This window comes from Actinoplanes sp. SE50/110 (genome assembly GCF_900119315.1).
Taxonomy (GTDB): Bacteria; Actinomycetota; Actinomycetes; order Mycobacteriales; family Micromonosporaceae; genus Actinoplanes.
The window spans coordinates 3694235-3710476 of record NZ_LT827010.1; the positions used below are offsets into that span (position 1 = coordinate 3694235).

A 16242-nucleotide genomic window follows, 5' to 3' on the forward strand; every position below is an offset into this window, starting at 1 on the left:
CGCCGGGACGGCCGATGAGCGACTCGATCGGCCGCCTGCCCCGGGAGCCGGGAACGGAGACGGCACGCGTGCGGCGCTGGTGGCGCGATCCGGTCATCGTCGGTCTGGGCCTGTGCGGCCTGGCCGCGACATGCTGGTTCCTGCTCGGCGGTGCCGACGACCGTACCCGGGTGCTCGTCACCTGGATGTCGCTGCCCCCACTCGACCTGGCGATCCTCCTGCTGTCGCGCCGGGTGGCGCGAGGCGTGGACGGAGCACCGCGCCGCTTCTGGCGGTCGATGGCCATCGGTGGCGGCCTGTGGGCGGCGGGCGACCTCAGCCAGGCCCTGGTCACTCTGGTCGGCGGCCCGGCGCGAACCTTGGACGCCGTGCCCACGCAGGCCGGGGCCGCACTCGTCGGCGCTCTGCTCATCGTCGTGGTGACCCTGACCTACCCGATCGGAACCAGGTCGAGGACCGTCCGGTTGCGCTTCCACCTGGACGCGGCGACCGTGCTGAGCGCCGCCACCGTGGTGTTCTCCGCCCTGCTGATCGGGTCAGGCATCACCGCGGCCGGCTTCTCCGCGTTCACCACCGCCATGTCCGGCTTCATCGTGCTCATGGTGGGTGTCTTCGTCACCCTGCGGCTGGGCCTGTCAGGCCGCAGCCCGGTCCAGGGTGCGGCCGCGGCCGCCATCGTCGCCGCCGCGACGGTCCAGGGTGTCGCGAACATGATCGTCCCGTTCGGCGTCCAGGGACAGATGCTGACCGTGCAGGGCCTCACGCTGGTGCTGCCGTGCGTTCTCGCGGCGCTGTCGGCGCGACTCCAGGAACGCCGACAGGCGCACGGGCCACGCCCGGCGGCGGCGCCGGCGCGCCCGCGACGGCGATTCAGCATTCTTCCGTACGCCGCGACCATCCTCGTCTTCGCGGTTCTGATCGTCTCGCTGCTGAACGGGACGACCGCACAGACGTGGGGCGCGGTGGCCGGGCTCCTGGTGAACTTCGTGCTGGTCGTGGCGCGGCAGACAGTCGCGTTCAGCGAGAACGCCCGGTTGCTGGACCGCCTCGACGACACCGTCAAGCAGCTCGGGCAGCAGCACAACCGGCTCGAGGCGCTGCTGCGGCACTCCTCGGACATCACCTCGATCTGTGACGCCGAGGGCAGGATCACGTACGTGACGCCGGTGGTCGCCCAGGTACTCGGCTACCAACCGGAGGACCTCATGGGAATCCGGCTCACCACCCTCATCCACGACGACGATCAGGTGCAGCTCAGCAGCCGCACGGACGTCCTGTTCGGCGCGCCCGGCGCGCAGATCAGCTATCACGCCCGGTTCCGGCACGCCGACGGCTCGTACCGGTGGATCGAGGTGGTGGCCGTCAACCAGCTGCACGAGAGCGGCATCGGCGGCGTGGTCAGCAACGCGCGCGATGTCACCGAGGAACGGGCGGCCCGCGAGCAACTGCGGCACCAGGCCACCCACGACGCGCTCACCGGGCTCGCCAACCGGCGGCTGCTCGCCGAACGGATGCGCGAGCTGCGCCCCGCCGAGGCCGCCGTGCTGCTCATCGATCTCGACGGATTCAAACCCATCAACGACACGTACGGTCATGCGGCCGGCGACGCCGTGCTGCTGCATGTGGCCGACGTGCTCCGCCGCTGCGCCGGACCCGACGCCCTGCCGGCCCGTCTCGGCGGCGACGAGTTCGCGATCCTGCTCCCCGGCGCCGGCATCGAGGCGGCCGACCGGATCGCGGACCGGCTGCAGGAACTGCTCGCCCAGCCGGCGCAGGTGGACGGCCGGGCGATCCGGGCCAGGGCGAGCGTGGGATGCGCCGCCGGCCCGACCACCGACCCGGAGGCCCTGCTGCACCGCGCCGACGCCCGGATGTACGAGCGTAAGCGCCTCACCCGGGTCCCCTGACCCGGTCGACGCCGGGGTCGGCCGGGGCTATCGACCCTGCGGCAGCAGGCCGCCCGGGCCGAACAACGACTCCTTGATGAGGCCGTTCGTGTTGACCACCAGGCCGTCCATGCTGTCGCTGTAGACCACCGTCTCGGCTTTGCCCGCACTGTTGACGAAGAACACGTCCGGGCTCACCGCCTTCGGGCCGGAGGCGGCGGCATGCTCGGCGGACGCCGCCTTACCCATCACGTTCAAGGCCGCGAGTACGCCGGGACCGGTCAGCACGTGAAGGAGCACGGTGTACCACGTCGGCAGGGCGACCAGCAGTCCATGCCGGCTGCCGGCGACCTTGGCGGTAGCCAGCAGGCCGTCCAGGTGACAGACCCGCGAAGCGCCGAAGGGATCGGTGCTGTGCAGTTCGTAGATCACGCTGTCCGGGTGCCCGGCGGTGGCTTCGAGGCTGCCCACGCTCATCGCCGGCAGCCGGGTCAGATTGGTGACCGCGGCCTTCCATGCTGCCCGCAGGCCGCCCAGGGCCTCGACGGTTGCGGTCGGGACGAAGTTGACCTGGCCACCCATGTCGACGCCGAGCGTGGCGACGAGACCGGGCAGCATCTCGCCGACGGCGGCGGCACCGGCGGGCACCACCGCTCGGGCCAGCACGAACGGGCGCAACCGGCCGATGAGTTCCGCGGGCGCGACGGGGGCGGGCTGGGGTGTACCGGGCGGCACGGCTGCTGAGGACATCCCTGCATCATCGCCAACCGGGCCGCCCGGGTAAATCCCCCGCGGACGGCGGCCCGCCACGACACCCTGCTCAGTGGAGGGTCAGGGTGGTGTGCAGGGCGTCGCAGGTGGCGTGGGTCTGTTGGTGGACGAGCGCGGCGAGGGTGGCGGCGGCGACGACGTCGCCGCTGGTGGCGGCGTTCTCCAGGTCGGTGCAGGTGGCGGCGAGGCGGTGGCCGGCGAGGGTGCCGCTGCTGCCGCGCAATTTGTGTGCCAGGCGGGCGAGTTCGGTCATGTCCTGACGGGCCGCCGCGGCGGCGATCTGTGCGGCGGCGGCGGGGGCGTTGCGCAGATAGTTGGGCAGGATCCGGTCGATGAAGCCCGGGCCCATCTCGCGGAGTTCTTCGACGGCGGCGGGGTCGAGCAGGTCGCTGATGTCGTGCGGTTGCTCGGCGATGGTGGTGGTGGCAGTCGTGGGCGAGGCGGGATTCGGCAGGAAGCGGGTCAGATAGGCCTGCAGGTCGTGCTTGCGCAATGGCTTGGTGAGCACATCGTCCATGCCGGCGCTGCGGCAGCGCTGCTGGTCGGAGGCGAGGACGGAGGCGGTCAAGGCGATGACGGGTACGGCGTTGCGGGGCGCGGGGAGCCGGCGGATGACTTCGGTGGCCTGATAGCCGTCGAGCACGGGCATCTGACAGTCCATGAGGACGGCGTCGTAGTGGCGCGTCTGCAGCATCCGCACGGCCTGCTCGCCGTCGGCGGCGATGTCGCAGGTGTAGCCGAGAGCGGCGAGCATCTCCCGGGTGACCTCCTGGTTGACCTCGTTGTCCTCGGCGATCAGGACGTGCGCGGTCGAACCGGGTCGCTCCGCGATGCTCGTCTGCTCCGGTGCGGGGGAGGCGGGCGTGCGGCCCAGGAGTTGTAGCAGGGTGGTGCGAAGCTGGATCGCCCGCACCGGTTTGGTGAGGTAGGCCAGCACGCCGGCGTCGCGGGCGGCCTGTGCTTCGCCGGCCTGGTTGGTGGACGTGAGCATCGCGAGGCTGGTGCCCTGCAGGAGGGGATCGCCGTGGATGATGCGGGCCAGGTCGATGCCGTCGAGGCCGGGCATGTGCATGTCCAGCAGCGCGACGGCGTACGGGGTGCCGGCGTCGGCGGCTTCCCGGAGCGCCGTGAGTGCCGCACCGGCGTCCGCCACGGCGTGGGCGTCCATGCTCCAGCCGGTGAGCAGTCCGGTGACGACGGTGCGGTTGGTCGAGTTGTCGTCGACGACCAGCACGCGGACATCCGTGAGTTCCGGGTCGGGGTGCGAGCCCGGGAGCGGCGCGCCCGCACCGGGCAGGGGCAGGGTGAAGTGGAAGCGGCTGCCGCGGCCGGGTTCGCTGTCCAGGCCGATGCTGCCGCCCATCAGCCCGACGAGCTGACGGCTGATGGTCAGTCCGAGCCCGGTGCCGCCGTATCGGCGGGTGGTGGAGGCATCGGCCTGGGTGAACGCTTCGAAGAGGTGCGCCTGCCGGTCGGCGGGGATGCCGATACCGGTGTCGGTGACGGCGAAGGTGACCTCGCGGACGCCGTCCCTGGGTTCGCCGATCTCGACGGTGACGACGACCTCGCCGTGCGCGGTGAACTTCACCGCGTTGGAGACCAGGTTCGTCAGAATCTGCCGGATCCGGTGAGCATCGCCGTTCAGCGCGGGCGGGATGGCCGGGGTGATCACCGCGGCGATCTCCAGACCCTTGGCCTGAGCGGTCGCGGCGAGCAGACTGACCACGTCCTCGACCACGGCGCGCGGGTCGAAGTCGACCGGGTCGATGTCGAGCTTGCCGGCCTCGATCTTGGAGAAGTCGAGGATGTCGTTGATGACGTTGAGCAGCGCGTCGGCGGAGTTCTGCACCGTGGTGAGGTAGTCGCGCTGGCGGGCGTCGAGGTCGGTGTCCAGCAGCAGGCTGGTGAGGCCGATGACGCCGTTCATCGGGGTGCGGATCTCGTGGCTCATGTTCGCCACGAATTCCGATTTCATCCGGGAGGCGGCAAGCGCCTCGTCCCGGGCGGCGGCGACCTCGGCCTCGGCGAGTTTACGGTCGGTGATGTCGCGGATGAACGCGCTGAACGTCGTGTCGTCGGCGTCGCCGGATGCCCAGACGTGCAACTCCGCCGGGAACAGTTCGCCGTCGCGGCGGCGGGCCTGCACCTCGACGCGTTGCCCGAGCAGGTGCGGTTGCCCACCCTCGGCGACGCGCTGCACGCCGGCCAGATGAGCGTGTCGCTGGTCATCCGGCATGATCAGCTCGGTGAGGGGGCGACCGACTGCCTGATCCGCGGGCCAGCCGAAAATGATCTCGGCCTGGGTGTTCCAGCGCGTCACGTTGCCCGCGGTGTCGATGGAGACGAACGCGTCGCCGGCGGCCTGCAGGATGTCGGTGACCTGAGCTTCGCGCCGGCCCGCGTGGGCCTGGGCGGCGTGGCGGGCACGTTCGCTGCGCACCGCCAGCACGAGGCCGAGCAGCAGCACCTGCGCGAGCAGCGTCGTCACGGCCCCGACCCGGCCGGTGAACCGGGTGGCGCCGGCGAACGCCTGCGCCGCGGGGATCTCCGCTTTCACCGCCCAGCCGACGCTGGCGACGGTGCGGTAGGCCGACAGGGTCTCCACCCCGTCCGACATGTGCCGGGCGGTGCCGCTGCCGCCGGCGAGTGCGGCGCGGATCTGCGGGTCGCCGGTGGCCGACGTGAGCGTGGGCTGCTCGCTGCCGGGTCCGGCGAGCAGGGTGCCGCGGCGGTCGGCGAGTTTCAACCGCACCTGTTGCGCGCCGGCGAGCTGGTCGGTGAATGCGGCCAGCGCCGCCAGCCGGTATCCCAGGGTGATCACGCCGACAAGCTGACCGTCGTGCAGGATCGGCGCGCTGACCGCGACGACTCGCGGATTGCCGGGTGTCGCGGTCGCGAACGCCTCGGAGACGTAGGGCGCACGGGTCCGCAGCGCGCCCTGGAAGTAGTCGCGGTGGGCGAAGTTGAGGCCGATGACGCTCGGCGTGGGGGGATCGAAAGCCAGCATCCTGCCGGCGGCGTCGAGCACCCAGGCCCCGACGAACGCCGGGTCGCGGGACTCCAGCCCGGTGAGGTGATGCTGCAGCGCGGCGGGGTCGGCGGTGGCGTTGTCGGCGAGTGCGGCCGCGAGCAGTCGCCGTTCGGCGTAGGAGGCCACCAGGGCCCGTAGCCCGGCAAGCTTCTGCTCGACATAGGCGACGCTGGCATCGGCGCTGGTGGTCAGCCGCCGGTCCACCTCGGTCCGGACGGTGTCGGTGGCCTCGCGTACCGACAGATATGCCAGGCCGGCGAGCGGCAGCAGCGCCAACACCACGAATCCCGCGCACAGCCGGGTCACCGCCCGGCGCAGGTGTGCCCGCACCGCGGCCGAGGGCGGGCTCTGCCGGCCGGTGGTCAGCAGCCGCAGCACCACGAGCATCGTCACCGCCAACGACCCGCCGGCGATGACCACCACGTCCTGCCCGGAGGCCTGCAACGCCCGCATCAGCAGCAGTACCGGCAGCGGCAACACCGCGATGGTGAGCAGCACGGGGCGCACCCACCTCGACGCCGCCCCGGTCGCGGGCGACGACTGATACCGCGCCGCGGCGCTGAGCACCGCGTACGACAGCAGCCACCAGCCGAACGTCGCCCCGCCGAAGCGGAACGTGCCGTGCAGCACCTGCACGTTGAACACCATGTCGCCGCACAGCTGCAACGCCACCCAACCGAGCAGCAGCAGGGTGCGCGGCGACCGTCGGACGTTCAACGCCAGCGGCAGGGCGGCCGCCAGCAGCAGCAGATCGAGCACCGGATACGCGACGGCGGTCAGGCGTTGGGGCAGGCTCAGCCCCGGAGTCACCGCGTGGCCGGCGATGAACACCACCCACAGCAACACCCCCAGTGAGGTGGTGACGATCGCCGCGTCCAGCACCGTGCGACGGTCGGCATGCCGGCGCGCCAGCATCCCGACGCCCACCGCGGACAGGGCGTAGGAGCCGATGAAGAACACGTCACCCAGCGACGGTGAGGGCACGGTCACCGCCGCGGCCATCGGGTACAGGTACCAGCACACCCATCCCAGGGTGCTGAGCAGCTGAGCCGTGGCCAGCAGTGACCAACCCCGGCGGCCTTCGGCGCAGCGGCGGGCGGTCGTCGCCACCGCCAGCACCGTCACCGCGTTGAGCACCACCAGTAACGTCGCGCGCGGCAGACCGTCTGGCAGGCCGAAGAAGATCCCCGACCCGGTCGCCTGCGCGAATGCGTACACCGACCAGGCCGGTACAGCCGGACGCGGACCGGAGGTTGCCTGCTCACCCGTCACCATGATGCCCTGCCCATCGACCCGCCGACCCAGCGGTTGAGCGGAAACCGGCACCCCGGGACCGGAGACTGAATGTTTCCCGGGACCGCTCAGCTTCGGCGCGGCTGTGCCGACCCGGGAGACATGGGTGGTGTGAACCTTCCGCGGCCGGATCCCGCGCCCCTCGAGCCGCTCGAGGAGCGGACGGGCGCCGGCGTGGCGCGTTGGCTGGCCCGAACCATCCTGACCATGGCGCGGACCGGGAACTTCTCGGATCTGATGCGGGTCGTCGTGGAGGGTGTGGCCCAGGCTGTGCCGGCGGACGCGGTGGCGGTCGTCGAGCGGGGCCGCGTCGTGGCGATGGTCGGCTCGGACGAGCCCGACCGGGTTCTGCGGGTCGCATCCGGCGGCGGCACCGCCGACGACGGCGTGGTGGTACCGGTGGCAAGGGTCGCGCCGGATGCCACAGCGTGGACCGGCGAGATGACGCTGGTGCTGACCGGCCGGGGTCTGGGCTCCGACGAGATCGCGGTGGCCGAGGCGGTCGCCGCCGCGTTGGGCGTGTGCCTGTCCGGCCGGCGCCGCCACGACAACGATTCCCCACCGGCGGGTGCGGCCGATGCCGAGGGGCAGGCGGCCCGGCTGCTGGAGCGGCTGTCGGTGGTGCAGCGGGCCATTGCCCGCCAGGCACCCTTGGACGAAATCTTCCGTACGGTGACCGCGCAGACGCAGGCCCTGCTGGGTGACGACATCGTCGCGCTGGCCCTGCGTGACGGCGACGACCCGGAACGGCTTCACCTGGTCGCCGCGTACGGATTCCCGGACGACGTGCTGCACCGTCTCTGGTCCACCCCGGTGGCAGCCGGCGGCGTCACGGGGCAGGCGGTCCTCCGCGGTGAACTGGTGGTGTTCGACCGGTACGCCGACTCCGCACACGCGCTGCGCGAAGGCGTGGAGGCCGGGGTGCACACCGCGATGGCAGCGCCCGTCATCCATGACGCAAGAGTGTTGGGAAGCCTGTTCGTGGCCTCCCGGAAACCGGAACGGAGCTACGGCCCCGCTGACCAGAACATCCTGACCGCCTTCGCCGGGCACATCGGGGTGGCGATCCAGTCGGCGCGCGCCGTGGACGGGCTCCAGCATGCCTTCCGCGATCCGTTGACCGGATTGGCGAGCCGGGCGCTGTTGCTCAACCGGCTGGCGCACAGCCTTGCCCATGCCCATCGCGGCGGTGGCCGCATCGCGGTGCTGCTGATCGACCTGCACCGGTTCCGAGCCGTGAACGACGCCGTGGGCCACGCCATGGGGGACGCGATCCTCATCGGTGCCGCCGCGCGTCTGCGTGATCTCGTGCGGGGGACCGACACCGTCGCGCGCTGTGGTGGCGACGAGTTCGCGGTGCTCCTGCACGGTGCGGAGCACGTCGCGCAGGCGAGCGCGTTCGCTCGTCGGGTGATGGCGGCCATGGCCAGGCCGTTCACCGACGGCAGCGACGGTGAGGTCACCGTGGGATGTCATGTCGGGATCGCGTTCAGCGGCCCCGGTGCCGATTCCGCCGAGACCCTGTTGCAGGGGGCCGACCTGGCGCTGATCGCCGCCAAGCAGCGCAGCATGGGCACCTACGAGATCTTCCAGCCGGCGATGCAGGCGGCCCTGCGCGTCCGCACCAGGATCGAGGCGGACCTGCGGTACGCGGTGGAACGCGGCGAGTTGGAGGTGCACTTCCAGCCGATCGTCGACCTGCGCGATGCGCGGATCGCCGGATGTGAGGCGCTGGTGCGCTGGCGTCATCCGCAGCGCGGCATGGTGTCTCCGCTCGACTTCATCTCGCTTGCCGAACAGAACGGTGCGATCACTGCCATCGGCAGGTGGGTGCTGCGCCAGGCGTGCCGGCAGACCGCGCAGTGGAACCGGCGCCGCCCGCACGCGCCGTTGTACGTCGCGGTGAACCTGTCCGGACGGCAGCTCGAACAGTCGTCGCTGGCCGACGACGTCGTCCAGGTGTTGCGCGAAACCGGCCTGGAAAGCAATCGGCTCGTCCTGGAACTGACCGAGTCCGTACTGGTGGCGGACGCACCCGCGACGCTGGCGCAGTTGCGCAGGTTCAAGGAGCTCGGCGTACGCCTGGCCGTGGACGACTTCGGCACCGGCTACTCCTCCCTGGCCTACCTGCGCCGGTTCCCCATCGACATTCTCAAGATCGATAAGTCGTTCGTCGATGACATCGCCACCGCTCCCGCCAGCGCGGCCCTGGCCGAAGGCATCGTTCATCTGGCCCACACGATGGGCCTCGCGACGGTCGCCGAGGGAGTCGAGGACGCCCGTCAGCGGGAGGTCCTGCTGAACAGCGGCTGCGAATTCGCGCAGGGTTACCATTTCGCCAAGCCGCTGACCGCCACCGAGTGCGGTGAGCACCTGTTCGGTGAGCAGCCGTCCGGCTCCGAGCGGCCGCAGCCCGGCTCACGTGCCGCCGCACGTCGGTGACCCCCGCCGGACCGGCCCGGACAGCCGATGAGCCTGCTCACACGGCCGGCCCGCTCAGGTTGCGAGTCGGTTGCCCGAACTGAGGGGCATGCAGGACCAGTTCTTTCTGATGGGCAATCTGGTGATCATGGTGGCCTATGCGGCGATCATGGTGGCGATCGTGGGTCCGGTTGCTCACGCTGGGCAACTGCGCACCAACCGGCTGGCGACCGCCACCGCGTTGATCTTCTTCAGTTGCGCGGTGGGCCATGGCCTGCATGCCGCGATGGCGTATCGCACTGTCATGCAGGTCCCGGCCGCTCACCGCATGCAGATGGACGCCGCCGGGTGGTCCTGGACCTCGGCCGTGTGGGACCTGCTCACCGCCGGCGTGGGCGTCTACTACTGGACGCTGCGCCGCAACTATGGCGTTCTGCTCGGTAAGGGTGGCCTGTACGTGGATCCGTGGGGTCAGCGCCGACTGGACGAGGCTGACGCGCGGGAACGCGCCGCCCGCGATGTCGCCGAGGCGCAGCGGGCCGCCCTGGCGACCGTGGTCGAGCACACCGACGACGCGGTCGTCGGGCTCACCCCGGAAGGGATCATCACGGCGTGGAACGGCGGCGCGGAACGCCTGTTCGGATACCCGGCGGAGGAAGCCCTCGGCCAGCCCGTCGCGGTGCTGGCCGACGCGACCGGCGGCGGCGAGCAGGTGGACGTCCTCGACCGGATCAGGCAGGGCGAGCGCGGCATGGCGTACGAGACCCGACGGCTGCGCAGGGACGGGACCGCCGTCGACGTCGCGCTGACGATCACCCCGATCCACGATCAGGCGGGCACGGTCATCGGCGCCTCCGCCATCGCCCGCGACATCACCGCGGCCAAGGAGGCCGCCGAACACCGGCGTGCGATGGAGGAGCGCAGCAACCAGGCGCAGCGCATGGAGAGCCTCGGCAAGCTGGCCGGTGGTGTCGCTCATGACTTCAACAACATTCTGGCGATCATCGCCAACTACACCGAGTTCGTGGCGGCGGATACGAGCGACCGGCCGGGTGTGCAAGCGGACCTCACGCAGGTACGCAGGGCGGTGGAGCGGGCGACCAATCTGACCCGGCAGTTGCTGACCTTCACCCGCGCGCAGGCCGTCCAGCCGGAGGACGTGGACCTCAACATGGCGGTCACCGAAGTCCAGATGATGTTGGAGCGCACCATCGGCGAGCACATCGACCTGGTCGCGGTGCCCTCGACGCGGCCCCTGATGGTGCACACCGATCCGGGTCAGCTGCAGCAGGTGCTGTTGAACCTGGCGATCAATGCCCGGGACGCGATGCCCGAGGGCGGCACCCTGGTTCTGGAGGCCGACGCCGTGACGCTGGACGGCGAGGAGGTCGACATGCAACCGCCCCTGCCCGCCGGCACGTACGCCCGCCTGTTGGTCAGCGACACGGGCGAGGGCATGTCGCCCGAAACGGCCAAGCGCATCTTCGAGCCGTTCTACACCACCAAGCCGCAGGGCCGCGGCACCGGATTGGGGCTGGCCACCGTCTACGGCATCGTGACCGAAGCCGGAGGCAGCATCAACGTCTACTCGGAGCTGAACCTCGGTACGACCTTCCGGATCTACCTCCCGTTGGTGACGGCAGAGTCCGCCGCCGCTGCTGCCGCGCCGGTGCACAGTACGGCGCCACCACTCGGCGGCGGCAGCACCGTTCTCGTCGTCGAGGACGAGCCGGCTCTCGCCCGGATGGTCGCCCGCATCCTCAGTGAAGCCGAATACCGCGTGCTCGTTGCCGCCGATGCCGGCGAAGCACTGGACCTGTACGAACAACACGGCTGCGACGCCTTGCTGACTGATGTGATCATGCCCGGTATCTCCGGGCGCCGTCTGGCCGAGTCGCTGCACGAGCGTCAGCCGGACCTCCCCGTCCTCTACATGTCGGGGTACAGCAACGGCCTGCTCGGCACCACCCACATCCTCGACGAGGACATCGCCTTTCTCGAGAAGCCCTTCACCGCCGCTGACCTGCTCCACAAGCTGGCAGCGGTACGGACGACGAGCTCCAGCCAGAGGTGATCGACGCCCGCGCGCCGAAGGCGCCGGCGAAAAGCCTGTGGCGAAACCTGACATACCCCTCGGTGGGGCTCCTGGGAGCCCTTCCGGTACTGGAACACGGCAGAAGGTAGGTCCCCGGTGAGTCATATTGTCGCGGCCGACGACGACGCCGGCATCCGCCGGGTGGTGGAGAGGGTGCTGACCCGTGCCGGCCACACGGTGGACCTGTGCAGCAACGGTCAGGAGCTTGTCACCGAGGTTCGCGCCCAGCATCCGGACGCGGTCGTGACCGACAACGAGATGCCGGGGATGACCGGCCTGCAGGCACGCGCGGAACTACTCACCACCCCGGATACCGAGGACATCCCGGTCGTGATGGCCAGTGGCTCGGTCACTCCGGAGCAGGCCGCCGCAACGCTTCGAGAGGGCGACCGGGTCGTGCACAAACCGTTCCAGCCGGCCGAGTTGCGCGACGCTGTGCGAGAGGTCCTGATCCACCGTCGACCGCGACCGGCCTGATGCGCGTGACAACGATTTCCTGGCGAAGTCCGGGACCCGGACCACCGTGATGGCTGTCCGGCTCTCAGCTGCCGTCGGCGCAGTCGCCTTCGGCGGGTGCCGTGAGCGTGTGTCGGGCGGCTACCGGCACGGCGGTGGCCAGGAGGAAGGCGACGTCGTCCTCACGGATGCGCGCGTTGGCGTGGGCGGCGAGTACATCGGCGAACGTCACGGGGTCGCGATGGTGGGAAAGTAGTCGATGCAGCTGGGAGATGCCCTCGTCGAGGCTGGCGTCACGCGTCTCGATCAGCCCGTCGGTGTGCAGCAGGAGGGTGGCGCCGGGCGGGAGCACGTGATGGTGGGTGCTCCGGGGGCGACGGTGGCGGGCGCCGAGCAGCGGGTCGGCGCCGGGCAGCCCGGTGACCCGGTTGCCGGCGGTGATCAGGGTGGGCGCGGGGTGTCCGGCGTTCGACCATTGCAGGCGGTGGCTGCCGTCCGGTTGCGGATCGAGGTAGGCGATGACCGCGGTGGCGATGATGTCGGCGCCGAGGGCCTGATTGGCGTGATCGAGGCGGTGCAGGACCCCCGAGGGAGTGTCGGGCCGGTCGATGAGCAGGGCCCGGGCCATGCTGCGCAGTTCGCTCATGGCCGCGGCGGCGGTCAGGTTGTGCCCGGATACGTCGCCGATGACCAGGGCGAGCCGGTCGTCGGCGAGCGGGACCGTGTCGTACCAGTCTCCGCCGACCAGATCACCGTGGTGGGCGGGTAGGTAGCGGGCGGCCAGCCGCAGCGTCGCGGTGTGCGGCAGTCGCGTGAGCAGGGCCCTCTGCAGGGTTCGGGCGGCGGTGTACTGCGCGTCCAGGTGGGCGATGCGTTGCAGGGCCTGCCCGAGGTATCCGGCCACGGTGACGATGATGCTGCGCTGCTCGGCGTCGAGGTGTTGCGGGTGCGTCCAGGACAGGGTGAGGACGCCGAGGGTGCCGTGCACGCCGGGGAGGGGCTGACAGGCGATGGCTTTCCAGCCCAGTCCGAAGAATTCGTCGGCGAGCTGCGGGAACTCGGCGGTGATGGCGGCCGGGTCGGGCAGGGACAGCAGCTGTCCGGTGCGAAACGCCGTGGCGGCCGGCAGCGGCGCCGAGGTGGGGAAGCTGACCCAGCGGGAGGCGACGTCGCCGGGGAGCCCGTCGGCGCCGAAGACCCGCAGGCGGTGCTCGTCGTCGAGCAGGACCATGCCGATCAGGTCGGGGTCGAACACCGGTGAGGTGAGCTGGGCGACCGCGTCCACGGTGTCGGCGACGGTACGCGCCTGCGCCAGCAGGACGCTGGCCTTGAGCAGGAGTTCGCCGCGTGCGGAGACCGCCCGGGCCTGGCGGCTGGTCGCCGTCGCGGCGGCGCTGCGGCTTTCGGCCCGCCCGAGAGCGATTCGCGATTGCAGGCTGTCCGAGCAGGTCAGGGCGAGGTCGGACAGCTGCGACAGGTCCGTTGCGGACCAGGCGCGAGGCCGGTCGCCGATGACGCACAACGCTCCCAGAACGGTGCCGGCGTTGTCGGTCAGCGGCATTGCCACGTAACTGCCGGCCCGTAACGAGCTGATCGCCGGGCGGTGGGCGCATCGTGGGTCGGTGCGGGCGTCGGCGACGACGACGGGTCCTTGCCGCAGGTCTGCCGGCTCGTACAGGGTGTGGCTCAGCGGTGCCTGCCGCAGAGTGGCCCAGGGTTCGGCCAGCCCCGCGGCGCCGGGGAAGAACTGCCCCTGGGCGTCGAACAGGGCCACGACCGCCACGGGGACGCTGAGCAGAACCCGGGCCAGACCGGCGATCCGGTCGAAGGCCGGCTCGGCGCTCGCCCGGAGGCCGGTGTCGCCCACCGTCTGCCAGGACGCCTCGAACGATTCGATCACGTCAGAGGCACCCCCAGACCGGGTACACGCCGGCTCGCTTCAGCGTCCCGTGCAGTGCCGGAACGCCGGCGTCACGGTCGAGATGGCGGCTACGCCAGCAGCGTACCCGACGGCCGGCAGCGCCGGCCGTCTGGCCGAACCCGGCGCCGGGCGGGTCAGACGCCGTCGAACTGGTTCAGGGTGGTGATCAGGGTCTTCAGGGCGGCGGTGCAGTCGGCCTGGCTGGGGTTGCCGGCGCGCAGGGCGGTGAGGACGTCGTCGATCTCGCCGTCGAGCCGGCTCCACTTGCCGGGGTCGCGGGGCTTGAGACCGGCCTCGGCCTCGTCCCACGCCACTTCCAGGTCCTTGACCTTGGCCTTGCCGCCGGCCAGGTCGTTCTTGTCGACTTTGGCCTTGACCGCGGCGGTGATCGTCGCGAACCTGGTGAGGTTGCCGAGCTTGGTCGTCGGGTGGATCACCTTCACCTGCGCCGGCCGGCCGCCGCCGGTGGCGGTGCCGCCGACGTCCGTCGTGGTGGTGGTCGCCGTCGTGTCGGTGCTGCCGGTGTGCAGGCTGCTCAGCCCGACGCCGGCGACCGCGATCGCCACGGCTGCGGCGCCGGCCCAGGCGTAGTCGGCGCGGCGGCCACCGAGCGGCCCGTCGCCCTTCTCGGCGACCCCGTGCCGGTTGGCCAGCAACTGCTCGCGGATCACCAGGATCAGGATGACGCCGAAGAACAGCAGGCTGGTGGCGCTGGCGCCGAGATCCAGGCCACCGAAGTCCTTCGACTGGGTGAGCAGGTCGCCGAGCGACGCGCCCAGCGGGCGGGTGAGCACATACGCGATCCAGAACGTCGCCACCAGGCTCGCGCCGAACCGGGAGGCCGCCCAGGTGATCAGGATCAGCGCGCCGAAGATCAGCACGCCGTTGCGGAAGCCGAGGCTGAGCGCCTCGGTGGACAGGTCGCCGGCGGCGGTGCCGAGCGCGAACGTGGTCAGGATCGCGCCCCAGTAGAACGCCTCCCGGCGCGGGGTGTCGATCGAGGTGATCGCCAGGGTGTGTTCCTGCCGGTGCCAGGTGATGAAGACGATCGCCAGGATCACCGCGAACACCGCCGTGCTCACGTACAGGCTGACGCCGAGGGTGTCGGTGAAGAAGTCGGTGATCTGGGTGCCGACGATGCTGACCAGCACCACGCAGGCCCAGTAGATCCAGGGCGTGTACTTGGCGGTACGGAATTGCCGGACCAGTGCGATCGCCAGCACGGTCATCATGATCGCGTCGGTGACCAGCGGGCCGAGTCCGACGTTGACGGCCAGGTAGTCGGAGAACGTCTCACCGACCGTGGTCGACAGGATCTTGATCACCCAGAAGGTGGCGGTGATCGCCGGGACCTTGGTCAGCCACGCCCTGTCGGTGCGCGTGGCCAGACCGCTGGAGGAGTAGCTCATCGTGTCTCCTGTGGGAAGGTGTCAGCCGACACCATGCGATGCGGGCGCTGAAACCCTCCTGAAGATGACCGGCGACTTTCTCGGCAGATGTCCCCCATTCCGGGCTTGCGATCTGGTAGGGAAGCGGGATCTGCGACAGTGCCGGGATGAACCAGGCAACGATCTCCGCCCGCCCCGCCCTGGCCGTGGTGCTCACCGCGCTGCTGCTCATCGCCACGACGGCGGCCGCGGTCGGCCGGCTCGGGGTGTCCCGGGCGGTGGTGACCGCCTCACTGCGCGCGGTCGCCCAGCTGGCGCTGGTGTCCGTGCTGATCACCGCGGTGCTGCGGGCGTGGTGGTCCACCGCGGTGTTCCTGCTGCTGATGGTGCTGGTCGCGGCGGCCACCTCGGCGCGGCGGATCAGCACCCTGCGGCGCGGATGGCCGGCGATCGTCCCGATCGTGGCCGGCGCCGGGCTCGCCGGGATCGTGGTCGTCGCCGCGGGCACGGTGCCGCCGACCGAGATCGCGGTCCTGCCGATCGCCGGGATCCTGATCGGTGGGGCGATGACCGCCACGTCGCTGTCCGGCCGGCGCGCCCGGGACGAACTGCGCGACCGGCGCGGCGAGTACGAGGCGGCCCTGGCCCTGGGTTTCCTGCCGCGCGACGCCGCCCTGGAGGTGTGCCGGCCCACCGCCGGCCAGGCGCTGGTGCCGGCCCTGGACCAGACCCGGACGGTCGGGCTGGTGACGTTGCCGGGCGCGTTCGTCGGGGTGCTGCTCGGCGGGGGCTCGGCGGTCCAGGCCGGCGCCACCCAGCTGCTGGTCCTGGTCGGGCTGTTGGCGGCCGAGGCGGTCGCCGCCGCCCTGACCGTCGAGCTGGTGGCGAACAACCTGGTCTGAGGAGCCGGCCGCCACGGGGGTGATCTCCACCGGACTCCCGGAGTGTCGAGGGGACGATCACCCTGTAACCTACAGCAT

9 protein-coding genes are annotated in these 16242 nt (G+C 71.1%); 5 read left to right on the forward strand and 4 right to left on the reverse strand.

Features of this window, described 5'->3' with window-relative positions; genetic code table 11:
* Positions 1-14 precede the first annotated feature (14 nt).
* Positions 15-1907: a sensor domain-containing diguanylate cyclase gene (locus tag ACSP50_RS16360; RefSeq protein ID WP_014690341.1), complete on the forward strand. Its 1893-nt coding sequence runs from the start codon at positions 15-17 to the stop codon at positions 1905-1907.
* A 27-nt stretch (positions 1908-1934) separates the two neighbouring features.
* On the opposite strand, the gene ACSP50_RS16365 is transcribed toward ACSP50_RS16360, so the two are convergent.
* On the reverse strand, positions 1935-2636 hold the full coding sequence (locus tag ACSP50_RS16365) for a hypothetical protein (RefSeq protein ID WP_014690342.1): 702 nt from the start codon (positions 2634-2636) through the stop codon (positions 1935-1937).
* Positions 2637-2706: 70 nt separating this feature from the next.
* Complete coding sequence (locus tag ACSP50_RS16370; RefSeq protein WP_014690343.1) at positions 2707-6963, reverse strand: response regulator; 4257 nt, start codon at positions 6961-6963, stop codon at positions 2707-2709.
* A 225-nt stretch (positions 6964-7188) separates the two neighbouring features.
* Here ACSP50_RS16370 and ACSP50_RS16375 point away from each other — a divergent pair, with 225 nt between their 5' ends.
* The 3 genes from ACSP50_RS16375 to ACSP50_RS16385 all read left to right on the forward strand — a co-directional run bounded on the left by ACSP50_RS16375 (position 7189) and on the right by ACSP50_RS16385 (position 11974).
* Positions 7189-9423 carry a bifunctional diguanylate cyclase/phosphodiesterase gene (locus ACSP50_RS16375; protein WP_155123517.1) on the forward strand — a complete coding sequence of 745 codons (2235 nt, stop codon included), beginning with the start codon at positions 7189-7191 and terminating at the stop codon, positions 9421-9423.
* A gap of 88 nt (positions 9424-9511) precedes the next feature.
* Positions 9512-11476, forward strand: a complete 1965-nt coding sequence (locus ACSP50_RS16380) for a PAS domain-containing sensor histidine kinase (protein WP_014690345.1) — start codon at positions 9512-9514, stop codon at positions 11474-11476.
* Between the two features lie 117 nt (positions 11477-11593).
* The gene (locus ACSP50_RS16385; RefSeq protein WP_014690346.1) at positions 11594-11974 is read left to right on the forward strand and encodes a response regulator; all 381 of its coding nucleotides are present in this window, start codon (positions 11594-11596) and stop codon (positions 11972-11974) included.
* Positions 11975-12038: 64 nt separating this feature from the next.
* Here the strand turns inward: ACSP50_RS16385 and ACSP50_RS16390 are convergent, their stop codons facing one another.
* Complete coding sequence (locus ACSP50_RS16390; RefSeq protein WP_014690347.1) at positions 12039-13853, reverse strand: SpoIIE family protein phosphatase; 1815 nt, start codon at positions 13851-13853, stop codon at positions 12039-12041.
* Between the two features lie 155 nt (positions 13854-14008).
* Positions 14009-15283 (reverse strand): hypothetical protein, encoded by a 1275-nt coding sequence (locus ACSP50_RS16395; protein WP_014690348.1) that lies wholly within the window; start codon positions 15281-15283, stop codon positions 14009-14011.
* 146 nt (positions 15284-15429) lie between these two features.
* On the opposite strand from ACSP50_RS16395, the gene ACSP50_RS16400 reads away from it, so the two are divergent.
* Complete coding sequence (locus ACSP50_RS16400) at positions 15430-16164, forward strand: ABC transporter permease (protein WP_014690349.1); 735 nt, start codon at positions 15430-15432, stop codon at positions 16162-16164.
* Positions 16165-16242: the final 78 nt, after the last annotated feature.